The sequence below is a fragment of the Niallia tiangongensis genome (genome assembly GCF_044704065.1).
In the GTDB taxonomy this organism is placed as follows: Bacteria; Bacillota; Bacilli; order Bacillales; family Cytobacillaceae; genus Niallia; species Niallia tiangongensis.
In genome coordinates this window covers 4707812-4730919 of sequence record NZ_CP162613.1, presented here as the reverse complement: position 1 = coordinate 4730919, position 23108 = coordinate 4707812, and the positions used below count along the sequence as shown (strand labels likewise).

Here is a 23108-nt window from a genome sequence, read left to right as displayed (position 1 = left end):
TTAAATTTTTCGAGGTAATACTAACGCCCAATTGCAGCTCCATCACTTCTTGGATCGATGCCACCATATAAGAAACCTTGGTTGTCGATTAGAATTGCATTGGCATGACCCATAATATCATCAAAATCTTCTACACAATTCACAAGATGACCGGACTGTTCTAGTTTAGCTCTTACTTCCTTTGAGACACGACCTTCTATCTTTAACTCTTCTGTCGTTTTTCCCCAAGTTCTTCCCCACACAAACCTTGGCTTATTAATGGCTGTTTGAGGATCCATTCCATAATCAAGCATTCTCGTAATGATGGCTGTTTGCGTTTGTGGCTGTCCTTCTCCGCCCTGTGTCCCGTATAAAACAATCGGTTTACCATCTTTAAAGGACATAGCTGGCATTAACGTATGAAAAGTGCGCTTTTTTGGTTCTAAACAATTGACATGACTTTCGTTCAAGGAAAAGAAAGAGCCTCTATTTTGCAAAATAACACCAGTATCTTTCGCTACAATTCCTGATCCAAATTCAAAATAGATACTCTGGATAAAAGAAACGGCATTTCCATTATCATCAACGACTGCTGCATAGGCAGTATCATTGCCAACACTTTGGGTCGTAATAGCATTTGTATGGTCCAAACAAATATTATCTGCCAGTTCTTTTGCATAAGGTTTGCTTAATAAGCGGTCTAGTGGAATTTCATGAAAATCAGGATCTGTTAAATATTTATTGCGATCTTGGAAGCTTTGTTTTAGTGATTCAATAAGTAAATGATAATACTGGTACGAATTATGTGGGATAGATGGTAGTTCAAAGTTTTCAAGAATATTTAACGCCATTAATCCAACGAATCCTTGTGAATTTGGCGGAACCTGGTACATGGTATATTCCCGATAAGTAGAAGAAATGGGCTCGGTCCAATTACCATGATGATTAAAAAAATCTTCTTTTGTTAATAATCCACCTTTGTTTTGTAGGCTAGAGACAATTTTTTCTGCTAGTTTACCTTTATAGAATTCATTACGACCTTTTTGGGCAATTTCTTTTAAGGTACTGGCAAGATCCTTTTGAATAAATTTCTCATTCATTTTTGGTACTTCATTTCCTTTGAGGAAAATAGCTGCAATATCCTCATCTTCTTGGAGGATTTCCTTATTTTTAATTGTATTCTTAATTTGGTCATTTGAAGCGGGGAAGCCAAATTCTGCATAATGAATGGCAGGAGCCAATACTTCGGATAATTCCAATGACCCGTATTTTTTCAATACAGCAGCCCAGCTATCTACCATTCCTGGGACAGTAAGAATACTTCTTATCCCTCTAAAAGGAATAGCATTCTCGCCTGAAAAATCAGCTCGAGTAATGTTTGCTCCTGAACGACCACTTCCGTTATAGGCAGTTAATTTGTTTTCTTCTGACTGATACATTAGCCAAAAGGAATCTCCGCCGAGTCCAGTCATATGTGGATAGACAACCGCTAGACAAGCGCTAACAGCTACTGCTGCATCAAAGGCATTTCCTCCTTTTTCTAATATAGAATTTCCGGCAGAAGTTGCAAGATAATGAGGACTTACAACCATGGATTTTGTCCCAATTATTGACTGTTTCATGTATGTATGTTACCTCCTATGTAGATCAAAGTCTGTATAATTAGTGTTTTAATAATGGACTGTTTTCAGTCGTTGTTTCTCTACAGTCTGAATACTTGGCTAAGGCTACAGGAATCTATATGTATTAAGACTGGTGAGTATTGGAAACAAGCTTTTAGAAAACACTAATAAGGAAACTCATCCAGGATAGATCAAAGATGAGTTTGTGATTCTTCATTATTGGGAGAAGCAGGTACTGAATTGCTATTCTTCTTTAATTGAATGATGGTGAAAATGATGGAAGCAACAGCAAGAATTAAGAAAACAAGTGAGATTGGTCGTGTAAAAAATGGCAATATGCTTGAATCCATTTGATAAGCTCTTGTCATTTCCTTTTCCAAGGTTGGTCCTAGAATTAGTCCAAGAATAATCGGTGATAAAGGAACATCTATTTTATGAAAAATAAAACCGATTAATCCAAAAATGAAAACAAGAATAATATCAAATAGTTGATTATTAAGCGCAAAAGCACCAACTGTACTGATAACTAAAATACAAGGTACCATTAAAGATTTAGGAATTGCCGTTATTTTTGTAAAGATAGGTAATAGTAATGTTTGTATAAAAAAGATGGAAATGGCACTAAGGATAATCACAACATAGATGGAATTGACTAAAATAGGCTGTTGTGTAAATAGTGTCGGTCCAGGATTAATCCCATGCAAAATTAATGCGCCGATCATTACTGCCTGTGCCACATCTCCAGGTATTCCTAAAGTGATGGTTGGGATAAAGGCTCCGCCAGCAACAGCATTATTGCAGCTTTCAGAAGCTATAATACCGCCAGGATGTCCTTTCCCATATTTAGCTTTGTTTTTTCCGAACTTTTTAGCTTGATCATAACTAATAAATGTAGCAGATTCAGCTCCAGCAGCAGGAAGACAGCCAATAAAGCAACCAATGACTGCGGATCGCAGTACGTTCCACTTCTCTTGAAAAATATCGAAAAATACTTGTCCGTACGGAATACGAATTAATTTTTTCATGTTGGAAGTAGCATGATTAGTAGGAACAGAACTTTTTATTTCTTCCACATTAATTAGTAGCTGGGAAATTGCGAATAAACCAATCAGAACAGGTAAGGTTGAGAATCCTGAGGAAAGTTCAGGTATTCCAAAATCAAATCGTACGGTTCCAGTTGGAGAGACACCAACCGTTCCAATTAGCAGTCCAAGACAGCCGGCGATTAAACCCTTAAGCATAGATTTACCACTTAAGCCGGCGATAAGAGTGAGTGCAAAGACAACAAGAGAGAAGATTTCCCAAGGTCCGAATAGAAGACTTCCTTTAGCAATGATTGGTCCTAATAAAAATAAAATAATGGCACCAATGATTGTTCCAATAACCGATGAGACGATGCCAATTCCGAGTGCTCGTGGTGCTTCTCCGTTTTTCGTCATTGGATAGCCATCAAAGGTGGTTACGACAGAGGAAGGAGTTCCAGGTATTCCTAGAAGAATAGAAGAAATCAATCCTCCTGATAATCCTCCAATATAAATGCCAATCATGATGGCTAAACCTTGAATTGGTTCCATTCCAAAGGTGAATGGAAAAGCTAAAATAAGTGCCATCGTAAAGGTGAAACCTGGGATTGCACCAGCGATAATCCCAACAAAAACGCCGATAACGATAGACAGAATCATCATAGGATGTAATACTTCTTGAAAAGCCGCTAAAACCATTGTAATATCCAACTTAATCACCCTCCATTATGGTAGATAAATATGTAATACTTGTTCAAACACAAGAAGTACGATGACAGGAAAAGCCACTGACAAAATAATATTTGTTGTCATGTATTTTTTTTGGAAAGGGCGTAAGATAATCGTGGAAATGAATAAAAAAACAATCGAACAAATTAAAAACCCTACTATATTTAAGAAAATGACATAAAGAAGGAATAAGAACAGAATGAACAAAACACGAAAATGCTTGGAAATATAGCTCTTTATAGTCTCCATAGAGAAGGAATCCTTATCTTTATTTAGGAAACTTTTTATCAGTAAGGATAAAGCTAAAATCATCATCAAACCAATGATAATTCTAGGGAAAAACGAGGGTGCAAAAGTCTGCACCCCTGATTTTTCGGAAAATCCATTGGAGTTTATAAAAAAGATACTACCTACAATTAAAATAAATATGGAGAATAATCGATTAACCAATTTTATTCAGCCCCCTTTATTAAAACTCCATTTTAGGAGCAAGTTTACCCATTTCACTATCTAATTCATTAACATGGTTAGAGTATTCCTCAGAAGTCATGTAATGAGGAAAACTTCCTAATTCCTCAATTTTTTTCTGCAATTCTGGATCTTCTAGCGCCTTTTTAAATGCTTCATTAATTACTTTAATTCTTTCTGGATCAGTCCCTTTAGGAGCAAGAATACCTCTATCCACTGTAACCGAGAAATCGATACCTTGTTCTTTTAACGTCGGTACATCTGGCAAGAAAGGATTACGTTCATCAAATACCATTCCAAGCGGTACAAGTATTCCGTCATCATAATATCCTTTTCCCGATGCATAATCGGCAATCATCCCATCCGCTTGATTTGCCAGGATTGCAGCATATTGAGGTCCGGTTCCATCGTAATGAATATAATTCAGAGATTTAGGATCCACCCCTGCAGCATCCAGCATGGCAGCGATAGAATAATGGTCTTCAGATGCCACTGTATATGCCCAATTCACTTTATTTCCCGCTTTTACATATTCAATAAAATCATTCATTGTTTTGATATTGTGTTCTTCGCTAAATTTTTTACTAATAGATGGAATATGGGGAGTAGAAGTCATTAGTACAACTGGATCAAAAGCAGAGAATCCGTAGTCTACAACTCCCGTATGTTCTGCTGTTGCAACAACCTGATGTGTACCTAATATCGTATAACCATCTGCTTCAGCATCCTTTACGAAACGAGAACCAACAGTAGAAGTAGCACCAGCCATATTTGTAGGTACAATCGTTTGGCCCAAATGTTTCTCCGCATATTGAGCAACTAAACGGAATAATACATCTGTTCCGCCACCTGGAGGATATGGAATTACTAATTTTACCGGTTTTGTTGGAAAGTCTTCTGATTTAGATGCAGAGCTGCTAGAAGAACTACAGGCAGCTAAACTTAATAATAAAATAATAGAAATAATGCTAATTAGATATTTTTTCACTTTTTTTCCTCCTATTTTTTAAAGCATCGCATTCATAAAATTTTTTGATGCAAGATTATGATTTTTCTGAAAAAATAATATAGAAAAATTCGAACTGAAAAGAATATATGGTTATTCTAATTTGGCCATCTCTTCTATAATGGCATCGCAAGTTATTTGGATGTGCTCGAGTATAAGGGCCGTTAAAGCATCCAATTGTTTTTCTTTTATTAGTTCTAGCATTTTATAGTGTTCTGCCTGGGCTGAGGAAAGGTGTTCAGACGAAGAATAGATATTCATATAAGACTCTACTCTTCCCCAAAGCTGGTGTAGTAACTCCAATAGCGGTTTCGAATGAGCGTGCGAATACAATTCAAAATGAAATTTCTTATTTAATCGTCTCCATTCAAAAGGGGAATGAATATTCTCGTCCATTTCTTTAATTATGTTTTCAAGCAATACTAAATCGTGAGGACAAATATTTGGTGTAGCCCATTCAATCGCTTGTTTTTCAAGTAATTTTCTAATGGCAAATATTTCGATTAGTTCTTTGGTAGAAAGTTGATTCACGATGATGCTTCTTCTATCAAATTGAACAAACCCTTCTGTTTCAAGCTTAGATAAAGCCTCTCTAACAGGCATTGTACTAACTCCGTATAATTCAGCTAATTTTCTTATGGACAGCTTTTGTCCAGGAGCAAATTCTCCTCTAATGATCTGGTTACGAATAGCTTTATACACTTCTTGAGCTACAGTAGGTACGACAATCACAGAATTCTTCAATCCGATATACACCTCCAAGCAAATGATATTTGTGATCACATATTTGATATCTCATAGCTGCATTCTATCTATTAAAAAAGGTATAAACAAGCAACTTGTTAGATTTTATAACAAGGTTTATTTTATACCAAATGCAGGGTAGGAGCGGGAAAGGGCTTAATTACGTGAATGGAAACGCTTGTATTTATCAGCTGATTTTTTATTAGGGCTTATAGGTTCGTTCCAACCACTATTGGTTTTTAAAAATTTTTAAGCAACAATTTCATGAAATTAGTCTTATTAAAATAGAAAAAAGAACTTCGCGATTAAAGTTCTTTTTGCCAGGATAATCTATTTCCGTTATATAAATACTAGGAACACCTTTCCTGTTTTACAACTTCTTCTCCAAAAATGTCTGAGGTTTGCTTTGCATTAGTTCAGTAAATTTATCAGATAAATATTTCCCTTCATATCCTTCTTCAATTAAATATTGTAGAAGCAATTCAGCGTAGTCTTTTCTATCTCGTTTTAATGTTCCTTCTAATAGGACACTTACTTTGTCTCCAAATTTTTGGATAGACAGAATGGTTACTTCAAAAGGAGCGGGATCATTTTCTTTTTTTGTAATAACGGCTTGGACAAGCAAATCTTCCTTCTTTTGAAGGGCTTCATCAAGAAAGTCGATAGAGGAAAAATCCGTATAAACTTCTATTAGCCAATGATTATAATCATCTTCCTTATTAATAATCAATCCGTCGATTAATTTTATTGGTATCAGCTTTTCCTTCGTTAGAATCTGTAAAGAAATTAATTTAAAGGTTTTCATGATAGACCCTCCCTAGGCAAATTCTCCATTTTCTTTTATTATACCTTACCTGAAACATTTCATCTAAACTCTATGAGGAGTAGGATTTTGTTTTGCAAGTAACCTAATCTATATTACAAAAATGTTCTCCACCATCTCTCATCTAAGAACCCACTGAAAAAAATCCTTTTTTAATTTATATTAAAAACATTGTTCTACGACCTTAGCAACAATTTCTTTCATCCGTTGACCATCTCATCTCGCATATATTGTTATGACCTTCGTAGTCCTTCAAATATCGTCTTATCCTAAGGGTGTTTGTAAAGTTTGTTGCTATTACCCACACCCTGAATACACTTCGCTTGCCGTTGGGCGAGCGGTGAGCCTCCTCGGCACTCACCTTTCTCGCTTATCCCCGTGGCGTCTATGGTATTTAGGTTGCTCAGTAATTCATTATTTCTATTGAAAAAAACAGCAATCTTTTAGAAATAGACTATCTTAAAAAAGGAAGAAAAGCAGAATAACGTCAGTACTTGACGAAAGAAGTATATAATGGCGATATTTACTGACTAAATTACTAAGCATATTAAGGAAGATACAGTATTTTTGTCACTTAATAAATATGAGAATATTGCGATATTTTTATATAGTTCGATATATTCCGATAATATAGAAGCGGGTTTTAAAATGAAACAAAGTAAACTGTTTGTTCTCGTCATTATGTTCTTTATGCTATTTTCAAATAGTGTATTTGCAGGTAATGTACTACACTAAGTAATCACTTCGAAAGGAAAAGCAAATCAGCAAAATCTACGTGGACGAGCTGGGAGCGCTTATAAAGAAACAGAACGGTCCGTACCGAGCCGACAGTGCAATATGCACAGGCACAAGCAAAGCAAGTAAAAGTAAAAAAAGTGAAATTTAAAGAATTAGAGAATTTTACGATAATCTTTAATGCCTTTAGTAGAAAAATCAGAGGATAAATAAGAAAGAAGATCCCGCCGTGCATTTTTTATAGCACTGCGGGACTTTCATTTAATGATACCAAATCTTTTAATTCATCGGTTGTTAGCTCTGTCATCCAGTTTTCATTTTGGATGATTTGATCATTTAATGATTGCTTCTTCTCCAGCATGGCATCGATTTTTTCTTCGAGTGTTCCCGTACAAATAAGCTTATGCACGTGAACGAAACGCGTTTGACCAATTCGGTATGCACGGTCAGTCGCCTGATTTTCAACAGCTGGATTCCACCAGCGGTCATAATGGATAACATGGTTGGCTGCTGTTAAATTTAATCCAGTTCCTCCTGCCTTTAAGGAAAGAAGGAATATCGGGAATTCGCCATCCTGGAACTGTTCAATAAGGCGATCGCGCTGTTGTTTGGACATACTGCCATTTAGGAATGGCACATCCACTTTGAATTTTTTCTTCATCATTTGCTGAATCATATGTCCCATTTCAATATATTGGGTGAAAATAAGGCAGCTTTCTCCTCTTTCCAAAATGGTATCTGTCAGCTCTGCTAGTTTCTCCATTTTCACAGACCGATCCAGTAAACTTGTTGGCGTCTGTTCTTTTAAATAAAGGGCAGGGTGATTGCATAGCTGTTTTAACTTACTTAACATTTGCAGGACAAGGCCTTTTCGCTCAAATCCAGATAGCTGCTCAATTTGCACAAATGTATCGGTGACTAATTGTTCATATAAGGCAGCCTGCTCCGTTGTTAGCGGACAATATTCCTTTTGCTCCAGCTTATCTGGCAGATTTAATGCAACGTCTTCGTCTTTTTTCGTTCTTCTCAGTAAGAATGGACGGATAAGCGTCTGCAATTGCTGAATCTGTTCCGGTTTATTTTCTTTTTCAATCGGAATGACAAAGCGCTTTTGAAATTGGCCAAGACTGCCTAAATAACCATGATTGGTAAAATCAAAAATAGACCAGAGCTCATTCAGGCGATTTTCCATCGGTGTTCCAGAAAGGGCAATATAATGGGTGCCTTTTAATTTTCTAACGGCTCTTGATTGCTTTGTTTGCGCATTTTTGATGTTTTGCGCTTCATCAATCGCGATGGTGCTCCAAGTGATTTCTTCAAAATTTTGCAAATCAATATGGCTTAATCCATAGGAGGTTAAAACCACATCCGATTCCTTTGCTTTTTGAATAAAAGCATCATCTTTTAAACGACTCGCTCCATAATGGAGATATACATTTAAATCAGGTGCAAAACGTTCCAATTCCTTTTGCCAGTTGCCAAGCACAGAGGTTGGGCAAATGATCAGTGCAGGTGCCTTCTTTTCCTTTTCTGTTTCTTTCACCTTTAAAAGATAGGAGATGAGCTGTACCGTTTTTCCTAGTCCCATATCATCTGCTAAAATCGCTCCAAATCCATATTTTCTTAGGAAAAGAAGCCAACTCATACCAAGTACCTGGTAGGCGCGTAAATCTCCTAAGAAGCTTTGCGGAACTTCCTCCAATGGAAGATTTTTGACCTCTTTTAATTGATTAATCATTGTTCGCCATTGTCTGTTTAGTTCAATTTGAATTTTGGCAAATGTCTTTGGATTTTCGAGCTCGTCATTTTGTTGTTCCTCTGCCTGCATTAATTCCTGTTCGATAATATCACGGACATGCAAACCTTCTTTTTCGGCCTTTTTCATTAAATCCTGTATTTGACGAATAAAGGCAGGGTCTAATTTTATCCAACGACCTTTAATAAAGATAAGGCGACGTTTTTCTTCTACCAGCTTATTGAATTCATCTTCAGAAAGGGTGACGCCATTCATAGAAAAGCGCCAATTATAGTCAAGCATCGCCTGAAGACCTACGAAGGATGGACGATGACTTGCACTCGAAACCTTTGCTTTTACTTTCAGATTTGCCGATTTCATTGCTTGCCACCAGGAAGGAAGGAGAATGTCCACACCAAGTGCCAGGAATGTTTCACTTGCTTCTGATAAGAAAAGCCATGCCTCTTCCTCTGTTAATTGATTGGTTATTCCGTTTTTTCCTCTTAACCATGGAAAAAGAAGGAGCCAGCGCTGTTGTTCTTCCTCTATATAAGAAGTATAATCTAACCACTTCTTCGGCATATTGCTCTCATCATGAATATCTACTACGAGCTCCGGATTCTCCTTGGATTTTAAAAATAAATCCAAATCCCAGGTTGTATCGATTTCTGTCGGCTCATCTAACCGGATTCCTAATGTAAATGGATAGTCGTTTTCTTTTAACCCCATCCATTCCTGCCATTTATCTTCCGTAAAATAAGCAGAAAGCTGTTCAGAAGGAATGTTTGCGTTCTTTAATGTGTCCATTCTTTCATGGAAGCTTTGCTTTGTTTCTTCGCGATCTTCTAAATAATGATTAAGAGACTTTTGGAACCATTTATGAATAAAGTCATTATTCGTTTGACTTTCTAACTCCTCATGAAGCTCCATTTCCCAGAAGCTTGGATCAAACTCATCAATCACCCGATGTGGAAGGGACCATTGAAAATTCCCCGTTTCCCATTGACTGAAATCTGGGATCCATTCCTTATGCTTGATAGCTTCGAGTATACTTGGTGCCGCAGCTAAGCAAACCTGTGCAGTATCGTTCCAATCCCATTCGATATACCGATTAAATCCTTCCGTAGCAAGTAAGGTAACCAACTGCCAGCCGCTTACTAATACTCCTTCTACCCCATCAATCTTGACAGTATCTAAAATAGTACCGTAATAGCTTTCCTGATGCTGCTGAAAAAGAAGTTTTTTCCAATAGTTTGGATATAGATAATGATCCTCCATTTCGCCGGTTAAAAAAAATCCGTTTTTCTCATAATAATGAACATTTATTTTCAAATAATTAGTTTTCAACATGGATTAGCTTTCCCTTTCTACATTCTTCATGAAAGGCTCTTAATCGTTTCGTACGCTCTAAGATAACCAGTAAGAAATGCTCGAATTCGGTTTGCTTTTTCATTTTTTTATAAAGGGTACGTAATTTCTTTAATTGACGGACAGCGATTCGATAATGCTCTCTATTTTTCCCCTCAATATGCTCTTGAATAGAACGGTGATATAAAGAAAGCAGTAAAGAATGATCGTACTCCTGCAATATTTTTATTTGCTCCTTATGGAGATTATCTAGGCCATATCCCATCATCGTAAATAAATCGATCCATTTATCAAACTGTTTTTTCTCATACAGAAAATCCTCATATTTGCGATAGCTGTATGGAAGTGTATGAATATATGCCTTTTCCAATAAATCCTCTTTGTTTAATGCTATGCAGTAAGGAAGAATCGCTCGCAGGGCCATTTGCGTAAATTCATAGCAATACTCGTCATCTTCATCTGCAGATAAGTAATTTTTCAATTCTTGAATAAACGCTGGAACATATAATTCCATTCGTTTCCATGCTTTGCGACTCGACAAATAATCGATCCAATAAAGCATATAGGTAGTAACCTGAGAATCCAGAGACTGAATCACCTTAAGGGCATCCAAATCTTTTTCGAGCAGAATTTCCAGATGGATAATGGCAACATTTTCAGAGAATGCTGGATTTTTATTAGTTAATAGCTGCTCCAATTCATCTTGTCTCCAGCTTTTATTAGCAAAAAGATTTGTCCACATAAGTCGATAGAGCTGAATACACTCAAATGTTAAAATTGGCTGAATCGTGAGAATCGCACTCAGGTCGTCCTTTAAACGAATTAAAAAGTTGTCAAAAGCAAATGGAAAGGTGAAGTTCGATAGTTTATAAAGATTATCTTCAATGCTGTTCATTAAATCTTGAAAAAGATGACGATAATAACGATTAATTGTTTGTGTATTATGATCTACCGTTTTGCTTAGTGTTAATAATTGTTTAAAAGTGAATACTTGGGCGATGACTAAATAAAGGAGCTTCCACTCTGTTTGAAGAGGGGTGGCTGCTTTTATTTTTCGCATATAAATATAATACGTTTCGGCAATCATATATGGTTTGTTTTCATTTGTTGCGATAAGTGATTGAAAACTCTTTTCAAAGGTTTCAATCCAGTCTTCGTAATTTGGCTCTTTATCCTCGGTTTCTTTCAATAAGTCGCTTGCTCGCATTATGCCGAGATTTTTTAACGTTTCCGCCTTCTGAATTGGTTTTCGCCAAGCTTCTAGCCATGTGGATACCTTTCCAACTTGAGCGAGTAGATAGAAAAACAAAGCAAGCTGATGGCGACAAAAACCTTCCGCATGACAAGTACATGAGCTGTATGGAATATAGTCCAAATCCAATGTTGCCTTTACCGCCGTAACATCCTGGATCATTCCAGAGACCAGTTCATTGGAAAATTTGACTTGATAGACAAAGCTTTGCCTATATAAAAGAAGTCCCTTTTCGACAATGTTTTTTATTCGGGGATCATTTGCATCCAATAAATTCATTAAGTTTTCTGCACAAAAATTCAATGGCTCTAAATATTTTTCTAGAAGCATAATGTATCCCTCCCATATCCGTAAGAACGTTTATTAGTATTTTTGATTCAATGTTATGTTTTTTTGTGCTTCAAAAATGGCTTTGAAAAATGAAACACGAAAAAAGTCCATTCATTAATTATAACGCTTTTTGTGAGGAGATGGTAGAGGACATAAGAAGGGAAGAAAAAGTAGCATCCGTTTTAAGTGGAATAGTAGGGAAATTAATTAAAGAAAGCGGGGGAATAAGAAGAATTTAGTTAGCTAGTGGTGATGTCGGGTAAAGTAGTGATTCAAAGTAGCGGGGAAATGATTTAAAAAACGAATAAATGATCCAAAGCAGCGGAGATATGAGCCAAAACGAATAAATGATCCAAAGCAGCGGAGATATGAGCCAAAAAACAAATAAATGATCCAAAGCAGCGGGGATATGAGCCAAAAAACGAATAAATGATCCAAAGCAGCAGGGATATGATCCGAAATGAATAATTGATCCAAAGCGACAAGGATATAATCCAAAGCAGCTAAGATATCAGCCAAACCACCACCACAACATAAAAAAGGCTGTCCAATTAGACAGCCCCAATCATAATCTCTATTAATAGAAACGTTTAAAACTATCAAAATGCTCTTTGTAATAAGCGTTATCTAAACTTGTCACTCGAACACCGCTTGAATCAGCATGGATAAATTCATTATTGCCAATATAAATTCCTAAATGAGAGATACCTTGTTTATAAGTGTTTTTAAAATAGACAATATCTCCAATGGATGGAACATCTATATAATAACTGCGATCATAGTATCCTTCTGCAGAATAACGAGCAATCGATTTTCCACTTTGGTTTAATACATAATAAACAAATCCGCTACAGTCAAAGCCATCCGTTGTGGAACCTCCCCAAACATATGGAAGGCCAATAAGACTTTTAGATGCAGAAACTACCTTAGAAGCATAGGATTCTCCACTATTTCCAGTAGAAATAAAGGTTGGAGTACTAGAACTAGAAGAGGAGTTAGTATTTCCTGTATTCGTAACTTTTTCAGATGCTGTAACCTTTAGTTTTTGTCCTGGGAAAATTAAATCAGATTTAAGATTATTTAATTGCTTGAGCTCACTAACAGACATTTTATAAGTAGAAGCAATTTTACTTAATGTATCACCACTTTTAATCGTATAGGTGCCAGTAGATGTAGCAGTATTCTCGTTAACCGCTGTATTGCTGCTAGTACTACTGGAATTTCCAGATGAACTAGGAGCAGAAGTGTTGGAAGAAGCAGTTCCAGGCTTGGAAACATACAGAACATCCCCAGGATAAATAAGTGTGGATGTTAGATTATTCCATTGCTGTAACTCACCTAAAGAAATAGAATGCTTATTTGCTATTTTAATAAGGGAATCTCCTGAAACAACTTTATACGTTTTTGCAGTAGAGCTTGTCTCCGTTGAAGCTTGGCTTTTTGTAGTTGTATTGCTGCTTGTAGACTTTGAACTATCTACAATCGTTAATTTTTGATTGATCAAAATTAAGTCTGATGAAAGATTATTAATCGATTTTAACTCATTAACAGTAGTATTGTATGTCTTCGCAATCTGTCCTAATGTATCCCCTTTTTTTACTACATAAGTACTAGCTGAGGCGTTCGCTGCGAAAGTGGTTGACAGAATCGCGGTAGTTGCCAATACTGTGACTTTTTTCTTCATTTTTTATCACTCACTCCTAATGAATATACTATTGTATACCTATATTACCATACTCTATCAGGCTATTGACCCTTTATTTAAGTAAAATAGATAGACTTATAGGAAAATAGGTAAATATTCATAGATAATTTAGAATAGGGAATAAGTTATCGTTTGAAAGAACCGGAAATAGACGATGGTACAAACTAACCAGGTATATAGGAGGAAATGATTAAAAGCGAAGAAATGGGGAAAATAAAAAAGGATTGCTCTCAAACATCATTTACACACTAGTAATGTGTGTAAAAGATTGGAGAGTCAATCCCTGAAGACGTATTACTTTTGCCAGTTATTTATTTTGGTTTGGATATAATCTGTATAACGATCATCTTTTACCAACTGGAAAATCATTAGTGCATCTTTCATATATTGAGTAGCTAGGTCAAAATCCTTTTGTAATTCGTAGTTATATCCGATATGATAGTGAAAGTGAGCTAACAAATAAAGGTTATCCTGTTGGATGGCCCAATCGATTGCTTCCCTACAATAAGTAATGGAAGCGTCATATCGTGATTGATCCGTTAATGATTTAGCAATATTAAAATATAATCTACTTTTAATCGTATCATCTTGTAAATAGGGAAGCTGATTGATTGCTTTAAATGCTTGTTCATAAATCATTAGGGAATCATCAATGAAACCTTCCTCATAGTAAAAGATCCCTTTGCTAATATAGATTTCTAACTCTCTTTCAGTGAAAACTGTGTCAAAGGTAAGCCCAATTGCTTCATTAATAAGTTTTACGGCTCGATTAAAATCACGTTCGATTTCATATATATAGATAGCTTTATGCCAAAGTAGCATTTGGTAGTTTTTCTTATGGTGGGTAAATAAAGGATTTTTTTCTTCTGCTTTTACAATTTGTTTTAGTGTATGGTAATCGGTATTTCGTCGTGATGCCTTTAATTGACGAAGGGTTTCATCCACATAATCCAGTCTCGGTGTTGTGCCAATATCAAAGAAATAATTCACATCTACTCCCAATCGTTTAGAGATGAGATAAAGAGTAGAAGACAATGGAAGTACTTCTCCTTTTTCAATCTTGCTTATCTGAGCCTGTGTACATATATTATGAGAAAGTTCCTTTTGTGATAAGCCCATTTGCTTTCGTAATTCCTTGATTTTTTCTCCAACCGCTGAAAAATCCAATCGATCCACTCCTACTTAGAAAAGCATGCCTTATTTTATGAATATTCCTAAAGTTATATTTTGCTGTGATTTATTGGGGAAAATAGTGTAAAATGCCGTAAAATGGCGAAATATCCTTAAAAATCAAGAATTCATCTATCTATATAATATGATTTAATTAATTTTACCGCAATATATTAAGAATATTTTTGCTGTTTTAGATGTGCCCACCTACGCCTTCTATTTATTAGCATAATAGAACTTAATTGAGCATGTTTAATAGAAATCGTGATTTCTATTAATCCCCAATATCTGTTTTACGAGTAGTCCTTTTATCTCCAATTTTCTGCCGTTTTCTGATGAGAAAGCGGTCTTTTTTTTGCTTTTTTTTAAATGGCTGTTATTTAGAAAAAGTAATGGAGGTGTTCGATCAGTTACCGTTTTGTCTTGTGAAAAGGGAAAAAGGGAACAGAGAGAGCGTATCATACCATCTCATCATCAAAAAAGAGGAAAAGGGAGCAGAGAACTCCACAGTTTCTGCCAACGTCTAGCAAAAAAGCCCCGTCAGCCAAAATAGGAGAAATGCATCTATTAATAAGCAACAGAAGCATTTGTACTATAAAAAACGTTTTTTCATATCTTCTGTCGGAAGCATGCAGGATGGTTGTATGCCAAACCATTTATAACGATTTCTAGCAATATAGCGATAAAGAGGATTTCTTATGAAGGAAGGGATTATTTTTAAAATAGTTAGAAGTCTCCAGCCATTTGAAAGATGACGGCATATTTCTAAAGCTGCATCTGATTCTACATAGCATTTACCCTGTTTAATAAGGACAACACTATTTACATCAGATAGATGCTGTTTTTCAAGCAGGCTTTTTCCAACATCGCTTTGCAAAGAAGCAAAGGAAAATTGGCTGTTTGGATCCCTCTTTATAATAAATTGCACACTCCAATTGCATAAATTACAAACCCCATCAAATAAGATAATCATATGTATTCCTCCTATAAAGGATAGCTATCATTAGCATGTATTGTAGCAAATGATGATAAAAAAGTATTTAAAAAACATTTGAACCTTTTACTATTCCTTTTCGTAATAGAGTTATTATTTTTTTCGGATGATAATAATATACAGGTAGTAGACAGAGAATAAAAAAATAAAGTTTTCAGGTAATTCTTTTTCCGTTTTTATGAAAAAATGGTACGCTAGTAGTAGTAGATTAGAAGGGGAGATAGGAATGAAAAAGAGATGGATGCTTTTACTGATATTAATACTGGTAGCAGTGGCAACAGGATGCAATAAAAATGAGCCTACCCCAGATGAACGGCTATCACAATATATAAAGCTGTGGAATGATCAGAAATTTAAAGAGATGTATGCTTTTCTTTCTACAAAAGCGAAAGAAAACATTTCGGAAGACGATTTTGTTTCCAGATATGAAAAAATCTACAAGGACTTAAACATCAATGATTTAGAAATAACCTATACAAAACCATCGGAAGACGAGAAGTTTGATAAAGTAGAACAAGCAGAAATTCCTTTTTCGGTAAAAATGAATAGCATGGCAGGAGAAATCAGCTTTGACAATGAGGCTGCATTGGTTAAAGAAGAAAGAGAGAAAGAAGAGAACTGGTATATTAATTGGGATACTACTTATATTTTTTCCGAGTTAGGTCCTGACGATAAAATCTCCGTTAACACGATTCAAGCAGAGCGCGGCAGTATTGTCGATACCAATGAAAATCCTCTTGCGATGAATGGTGTCATCTACGAAATTGGACTTGTTCCAGAGCAAATGGGAGATAATCCAGACACAGTTATCAATGAACTAGCAAAGCTCCTAGATATAAAAAAAGAAACCATTCAAAAGGCTTTAGATGCAGACTGGGTACAGCCGAGCTTTTTTGTTCCAATTAAAAAGGTTGCCACAGGAGATCGTGCTTATTTGGATAAACTTTTTGCATTACCTGGCGTTCAAAAACAAGATACAAAAGGCAGAATTTATCCATTTGGAGAAAGTGCTGCCCATTTGATTGGCTACATTGGCAGCATTACAGCAGAAGAGCTAGAGAAAAATGAAGGAAAAGGCTATTCTAGCACAGATGTAATTGGAAAAAGAGGCTTGGAGCAAGTGCTAGAAGAGCGACTTAAAGGCACGAATGGTGAACAAATATTAATTAAAAAAGCAGACGGCAGTACCGTTACGCTAGCGAAAAAAGAAGTGCAAAATGGCGAAAATATTAAGTTGACGATAAATGCAGATTTACAAAAGGAAATATATGAAAAAATGGATGGAGAAGCAGGCTCAGCAGCCGCTATTAATCCATCAACAGGAGAAACCCTGGCATTAGTTAGCAGCCCGGCATATGATCCAAATAAGATGATTGTGGGCCTAACAACGTCTGAGAAAGAAGCGTACGATAATAATAAGCTAGATCCTTTTACCAATCGTTTTAAAAATAACTATGCACCTGGTTCTGTTATGAAGCCTCTTGTAGCAGCTGCGGCATTAACCGAGGGCGTTATTACCCCGGAACAGGAAAGAAAGATTACCACAAAACAGTGGCAAAAGGATAAATCGTGGGGCGGTTATTATGTAACAAGAGTTCATAGCAGTTCAGCACCAGTTAATCTCGCTGATGCCCTTCTTTACAGTGATAATATTTACTTTGCACAAACAGCCTTAGATTTAGGGAAAGATAAATTTGCAAAAGAGCTGAAGAAATTTGGCTTTGAAGAATCATTCCCATACGCTTTCCCGATTGAAACATCCACATATGGAAAATTAGATACAGAACAATTATTAGCAGACTCAGGCTACGGACAAGGTCATGTGGAAATGAGTGTGATTCATCTTGCTACAGCTTATACCCCATTTGTTACCGGCGGAAACCTCATGACGCCAGTATTATTGGATAGTGACGAGAAGAGCAAGGTTTGGAAAGAAAAGATCATGGACGAATCGGTTGCTAATACTATTTCTGATGATCTCCAGCAAGTAATTGACAATCCAAATGGTACTGCACGCGCCGGGAAAATAAGTGGCAAAACGTTCGCAGGAAAAACAGGTACAGCCGAATTAAAAGAGAAACAAGGCGAAAAAGGAACAGAAAACGGCTGGTATGTCACATACGATAAAGAAAAAAAGAACTTATTGATTGCAATGATGATGGAAAGCGTTGAAGACAAAGGCAGTTCCGGCTACGTTGTGAAAAAAGTGAAAGAGATAATAGAATAAGGGGAAAAGGAGTGTTCGAAGTAAACTGGTACCTGTAGTTAGGACACTTGAAAAAAGAGTGTTTTATCTACAGGTATTTTTTTATATACTTGAATCAATTTCATAAATTTAACGCTTAGAGTCTCAAGGTCTCAGAGACACAAAAAAAGGAGTACCTCCCCAAAATGTCGAATTTAGTAAGCACTACACAAACTAATAAGACTGGAGGAAGACTCCCTATGACTATTATACGACAAGGAAGCCTATTTGACCTACAAGAATTATATCATTTAGAACCTACCCAACGGTTTGAAGCTGTTTTTTCTACCATTGACATCGAACCGATCTTCGCTGTGGTAACGAAGAAATCGCGTTTTGGAAGGCCTGTTGGGCTAAACTATGCAGCGATGATTTATTCGCTCATCGCTAGAATTACGGAGCGAATTCCGTTTATTAAGGATTTAGTGAAACGGTTAAAATATGACATGATCTTTCGTCTCGACTGTGGGTTTTTAGTTTCAGACTCTATCCCCTCAGAAGCAGCTTATTCTAGAATGATTACTGTTCTTTGTGAATCCGATGTTCTTGAAAATGTGCAAGGAACACTGCTCCATCAAGCCATTTCAGAAGGCTTTGTGGAGGATGACACGGTTGCCATTGATGCCACGCATGTACTAGCCAAAGATGCAGCACCTCCAAAGGAAGAACAGCCAAAATCGGAACCGAAAAAACGTGGACGTAAATCAAAAGAAGAGCGTGAACAATGGCTTATCGAAAAAGCAGAACAGGAAGCCAACCTTCCACTTTATGACAAGAAAATAGAAGAACAACTAGATATTCCTCTGGATGAACTTCGAGCTGAAATTCCTCAAGATCCTCAATGGGGAATCAAGAAAAACAGCCAAGGAAAAAATGTTTTTTGGTATGGCTACAAAGCTCATTTAGCTGTAGGGACAAAGAGTCAGTATATCTTTCAATCTCTTCTATCTTCCGCTAATTTAAATGATGGAAAAGCTGCGATCCCTTTATTAAAAGGACTTCACGAACACGTTTTGTTTCCTTCATTACGTTATCAAACAATGGATGCAGGCTATGATTTTGAGGCGATTTATACCCAAATTCATCGAATGGGCCATCAATCTGTGATTGCTTATAATAAGCGGAATGAACCCGAACCTATTGGATTTGATAAGCACTTCGCCCCTACATGTGTTCGAGAGCATTCTTACCGTTACGATAGCTTTGATCATCAGTATGAAACATTAAAATATACACGTCCAAAAGAGTGTAAAGACTGTCCGTTAGCGAATGATGGTCTTTGCCAGAAAGTATACAAAGTAAAAATCACAACCGATCTTAGAAGATATACCGCACCAGCCCGTGGATCAAAAACTTGGAAAACCATCTTTAAACGACGTACAGCGGTTGAGCGAGTAAATGCCTATCTTAAAGGTTATTTCCAGCTCAATAATGTTCGTTATCGTACTGGGAAAAGAGCGAAAGTCCATTTTGATCTCGTAACGCTTGTTTACAATGCTTCCAAGTTAGGAGCAGATAGGATTAACCGTAAGTTAAGTAAGCAACAAGCAGCTTAAAAATTTTATAGGAGATAAAATTCTGTAAGTCTGTGTTTCTTTAAAAGCTCGAATTATGAAATTAACTCACTTAAATTACTAAAAAGGGATTAGGGGACAACATGAGTAAGATAACATTTTCAACTAAAGAGATAAAAATGCTTAAAAGGAATCCAAATGTACAAAGTGTCAGCGAGCGAGCTATTACCTATACGGATTCATTTAAAAATAGATTTATGGATGAGTATCTAGGTGGAAAACTTCCTCGACAAATCTTCATGGATAACGACTTTGATGTGGACGTAATAGGAATTAAACGAATTGAACAATCCGCATACAGGTGGAAGAAAGCCTATGAAAAGGATGGGTTAATCGGACTCACAGACTCAAGAAAAGCCGGTTCTGGTAGACCATTAAAGCGAGAACTTACGCCGTCTGAAGTGATTGAAAGGCAAGAAGCTAGAATTAAGCTATTGGAGGGTCAGGTAGAGTTATTAAAAAAGCTAGAAGTGACAGAAAGGAGGCTGCTAAACGAAACAAAAAAACTAGAACCAAGTAGAGTATATCAATTAATTTCTGAGACCATTGAACAAAATGGTTTTAAGCGTATGACTAAGTATTTTTGCAAACTTTTAGAGGTTTCCCGTTCTGGATACTATAGTTTCCTTCAAGCATATACTATCCGAGAAGCGAGAGAACAATTGGACTTGGAAGCGAAAGAAATCATACTAGAAGCCTTTAATCGACGGGGATATAAGAAAGGTTCCAGGTCCATAAAAATGATCTTGGAGAATGAATATAACATTATATTTAGTCGTAAAAAGATACAAAGAATCATGAAGAAATATAGTATAGTCTGTCCTCATAGAAAAGTAAATCCTTATAAAAAAATCGCTAAAGCAACAAAGGAACATCAAGTCGTACCAAACAAGCTAAACAGAGAGTTTAAGCAGGGTATACCAGGAAAGGTTTTATTAACGGATATCACTTATTTGCCATATAACGGAAATAGTATGGCTTATTTGTCGACCGTAAAAGATGCTTCCACAAACGAACTCCTAGCTTATCATGTTTCTGACCGTATTACCTTAGATATCGCAACGAAGACAATCCAGAAATTGATGAACAACAAGAAAGTAATTATACATAAAGATGCCTTTATTCATTCAGATCAAGGAAGTCATTATACGAGCCCAAAATTTCAAAGGTTATTAAAAAAATATGGTCTAGACCAATCGATGTCTAGAAGAGGAAACTGTTGGGACAATGCCCCTCAAGAGTCATTCTTTGGTCATTTAAAAGATGATGTGGACTATCAATCTTGTAAAACCTTAAAAGAACTAAAGGCAAAAATAAATCATTACATGGTTTACTATAACAATTATCGATATCAGTGGAACTTAAAAAAGATGACCCCTATTCAATATAGGAATCATCTTCTCACTGCTTAATCTCTTTTTTTACTGTGTCCTTGACATGGGTGCCAGTTTAAAGAGAATGCTCCTTTTTCTTTTTGAGGATAAGTGGGTGATTGGAATGTAAGCTGTGTGGGAATTTGCTTCATAAGCGGGATTTAAAGCCAAAAAGCAAAAAGTGGCGTTCATGAAGGGGATGAAAGCCAAAAAGCAAAGCAACAAAGCAAAAAGTGGCGTACATCAAGGGGATGAACGCTGACAAAAGTAAAGAAAACAGACCTTCAAAAGCATCACCACCAAAGACATTCTCCAAAAGAGCCTCATTTGTAAAAAACAACAGTCTGCATCTCCCAGGAATCGCTCCTCCCATTAACCCCAACCTCATCCTTAATAAAAAACCATCAATCTAACGCAATTTCTATCTAATTTACTCATGATTCACTTTTTCCTTTCATACATTAGTTTAAACGGTGAAAGGAGAGAGCGGAATGAATGAGGTAGAACAAAAGGAATTAGAATATGCCATTGACGAAATTACCGAGATTGCTTCTGGATTTGGACTAGACTTTTATCCAATGAGATATGAAATTTGTCCTGCGGATATCATTTATACATTCGGTGCATACGGAATGCCTACTCGATTTTCCCATTGGAGTTTTGGTAAGCAGTTTCATAAAATGAAGCTGCATTATGATTTAGGTTTATCAAAGATATATGAATTAGTCATTAACTCAAATCCGTGCTATGCCTTTTTGCTGGATAGTAACTCCCTAATAAATAATAAACTAATTGTTGCCCACGTTTTGGCGCATTGTGATTTCTTTAAAAATAATGTTCGTTTTCAAAATACGAAGCGTGAAATGGTCGAAAGTATGGCAGCAACAGCCGATCGTATTCGCCAATACGAAATTAAATATGGGAAGCATGAAGTGGAAACCTTTTTGGATGCAGTTTTAGCGATCGATGAACATATAGATCCGAGCTTAATGCGACCAAAACTAGCGTGGTCGATGGAGGATGTTGAGTTTGTAGAGGAAGAGGAAACTTCGAGTACTCCTTATGATGAATTATGGGGATTAGATGATCGGAATAAACCGAAAAAGCCAAAGAAAAAGGTAGCAAAGAAATTCCCGCCACAGCCAGAGAAGGATTTACTGCTTTTTATCGAAAACTTTAGTAGAGAGCTCTCTGATTGGCAAAGGGATATTTTAACGATGATGCGAGAAGAAATGCTCTATTTCTGGCCACAATTAGAAACAAAGATTATGAACGAAGGCTGGGCATCTTATTGGCATCAGCGAATTGTCAGGGAATTAGATTTAACAAGTGGAGAAGCAATCGAATTTGCAAAGCTAAATGCGGGTGTAGTACAGCCGTCCAAAACAGGCATCAACCCCTATTATCTAGGATTAAAGATATTTGAAGATATCGAGGACCGCTATAATAATCCAACCGAAGAAATGAAGAAAAGGGGAGTTAAACCAGGATCTGGCCGAGAAAAAATGTTTGAGGTACGTGAAATAGAATCGGATATTTCTTTCTTAAGAAATTATTTAGCAAAGGATCTCGTAATGAGAGAAGATATGTATCTTTTCCAAAAGCAGGGTAGAGATTATAAAGTTGTCGATAAAGCTTGGGAACAGGTGCGGGATCAATTGGTGAGCATGCGGGTAAATGGAGGCTTTCCATATATTACAGTCAATGACGGGGACTATAACAAAAACGGTGAGTTATATTTAAAGCATGGTTATGAAGGAATAGAATTAGACTTAAAATACTTAGAAAAGGTGCTTCCATATATTCAGCAATTATGGGGAAGAGGCGTCCATATTGAAACAGTGGTAGAGGATAAAGAACTTCTTTATACCTATGATGGCAAGGCATTGCATCGGAAATATCTGTAGGGGGGAAAGAGGCTGGGACATAAGCATTTCAATTAGTAATAAACACGAATATCTATGTAGACGCATTATTGTTCGTGTTTTTTGTTTTAGAAAGAAGGTTTCAAAAAAGTCTGTTGCTATTATCCGCAGTCTAAAATACATTTCGCTTTCCATGGGGCGAGCGCCAAGCCTCCTCGTCGCTAGCTCCTGCGGGGTCTCGGACTTTCTCGCAGCTCCCATAGTCTACGTGTATTCAGACTGCTCAGTGCTTCCATATAATTAAATTTTTCTATTAAAAAATTTTAAAAAACGAAGTGGAATGGATCGGAAGACACTCGACTCCTGCGG

At 36.5% G+C, this 23108-nt stretch carries 16 protein-coding genes; 4 read left to right on the top strand and 12 right to left on the bottom strand.

Features of this window, described 5'->3' with window-relative positions; genetic code table 11:
• Positions 1 to 20: 20 nt before the first annotated feature.
• From ggt to AB3U99_RS22335, 11 genes are all read right to left on the bottom strand, one after another.
• Positions 21 to 1601, bottom strand: a complete 1581-nt coding sequence (gene ggt, locus AB3U99_RS22385) for a gamma-glutamyltransferase (protein WP_400243983.1) — start codon at positions 1599 to 1601, stop codon at positions 21 to 23.
• 191 nt (positions 1602 to 1792) lie between these two features.
• Complete coding sequence (locus tag AB3U99_RS22380) at positions 1793 to 3334, bottom strand: tripartite tricarboxylate transporter permease (RefSeq protein ID WP_400243981.1); 1542 nt, start codon at positions 3332 to 3334, stop codon at positions 1793 to 1795.
• Positions 3335 to 3349: 15 nt separating this feature from the next.
• On the bottom strand, positions 3350 to 3802 hold the full coding sequence (locus tag AB3U99_RS22375) for a tripartite tricarboxylate transporter TctB family protein (protein WP_400243979.1): 453 nt from the start codon (positions 3800 to 3802) through the stop codon (positions 3350 to 3352).
• 19 nt (positions 3803 to 3821) lie between these two features.
• Positions 3822 to 4808 carry a Bug family tripartite tricarboxylate transporter substrate binding protein gene (locus tag AB3U99_RS22370; protein ID WP_400243977.1) on the bottom strand — a complete coding sequence of 329 codons (987 nt, stop codon included), beginning with the start codon at positions 4806 to 4808 and terminating at the stop codon, positions 3822 to 3824.
• Positions 4809 to 4919: 111 nt separating this feature from the next.
• Positions 4920 to 5570 carry a GntR family transcriptional regulator gene (locus tag AB3U99_RS22365; protein WP_400243975.1) on the bottom strand — a complete coding sequence of 217 codons (651 nt, stop codon included), beginning with the start codon at positions 5568 to 5570 and terminating at the stop codon, positions 4920 to 4922.
• A 370-nt stretch (positions 5571 to 5940) separates the two neighbouring features.
• On the bottom strand, positions 5941 to 6375 hold the full coding sequence (locus AB3U99_RS22360; RefSeq protein ID WP_400243973.1) for a YwpF family protein: 435 nt from the start codon (positions 6373 to 6375) through the stop codon (positions 5941 to 5943).
• Between the two features lie 991 nt (positions 6376 to 7366).
• A complete protein-coding gene (locus tag AB3U99_RS22355) occupies positions 7367 to 10213 on the bottom strand; it encodes a DEAD/DEAH box helicase (RefSeq protein WP_400243971.1) in 2847 nt (948 codons plus the stop codon).
• Positions 10200 to 11813 (bottom strand): SWIM zinc finger family protein, encoded by a 1614-nt coding sequence (locus AB3U99_RS22350; protein ID WP_400243969.1) that lies wholly within the window; start codon positions 11811 to 11813, stop codon positions 10200 to 10202. The genes AB3U99_RS22355 and AB3U99_RS22350 overlap by 14 nt, the downstream gene beginning before the upstream one ends.
• 577 nt (positions 11814 to 12390) lie before the next feature.
• Complete coding sequence (locus AB3U99_RS22345; RefSeq protein WP_400243967.1) at positions 12391 to 13497, bottom strand: LysM peptidoglycan-binding domain-containing protein; 1107 nt, start codon at positions 13495 to 13497, stop codon at positions 12391 to 12393.
• Between the two features lie 315 nt (positions 13498 to 13812).
• Positions 13813 to 14685 (bottom strand): helix-turn-helix domain-containing protein, encoded by an 873-nt coding sequence (locus AB3U99_RS22340; protein WP_400243965.1) that lies wholly within the window; start codon positions 14683 to 14685, stop codon positions 13813 to 13815.
• Between the two features lie 595 nt (positions 14686 to 15280).
• Positions 15281 to 15661: a thiol-disulfide oxidoreductase DCC family protein gene (locus AB3U99_RS22335; RefSeq protein WP_400243963.1), complete on the bottom strand. Its 381-nt coding sequence runs from the start codon at positions 15659 to 15661 to the stop codon at positions 15281 to 15283.
• A 247-nt stretch (positions 15662 to 15908) separates the two neighbouring features.
• Here AB3U99_RS22335 and AB3U99_RS22330 point away from each other — a divergent pair, with 247 nt between their 5' ends.
• The 3 genes from AB3U99_RS22330 (at position 15909) to AB3U99_RS22320 (ending at position 20913) form a co-directional block, all read left to right on the top strand.
• Positions 15909 to 17909, top strand: a complete 2001-nt coding sequence (locus tag AB3U99_RS22330) for a penicillin-binding transpeptidase domain-containing protein (protein WP_400243961.1) — start codon at positions 15909 to 15911, stop codon at positions 17907 to 17909.
• A 218-nt stretch (positions 17910 to 18127) separates the two neighbouring features.
• On the top strand, positions 18128 to 19483 hold the full coding sequence (locus AB3U99_RS22325) for an IS1182 family transposase (protein ID WP_400243959.1): 1356 nt from the start codon (positions 18128 to 18130) through the stop codon (positions 19481 to 19483).
• A gap of 101 nt (positions 19484 to 19584) precedes the next feature.
• Complete coding sequence (locus AB3U99_RS22320) at positions 19585 to 20913, top strand: IS3 family transposase (RefSeq protein WP_400242725.1); 1329 nt, start codon at positions 19585 to 19587, stop codon at positions 20911 to 20913.
• Between the two features lie 109 nt (positions 20914 to 21022).
• Here the strand turns inward: AB3U99_RS22320 and AB3U99_RS22315 are convergent, their stop codons facing one another.
• Entirely contained in the window at positions 21023 to 21247 is a 225-nt protein-coding gene (locus AB3U99_RS22315) for a hypothetical protein (protein WP_400243957.1), read from the bottom strand.
• A gap of 118 nt (positions 21248 to 21365) precedes the next feature.
• Between AB3U99_RS22315 and AB3U99_RS22310 the strand changes: the two genes are divergently transcribed.
• Complete coding sequence (locus tag AB3U99_RS22310) at positions 21366 to 22781, top strand: SpoVR family protein (RefSeq protein WP_400243955.1); 1416 nt, start codon at positions 21366 to 21368, stop codon at positions 22779 to 22781.
• Positions 22782 to 23108: the final 327 nt, after the last annotated feature.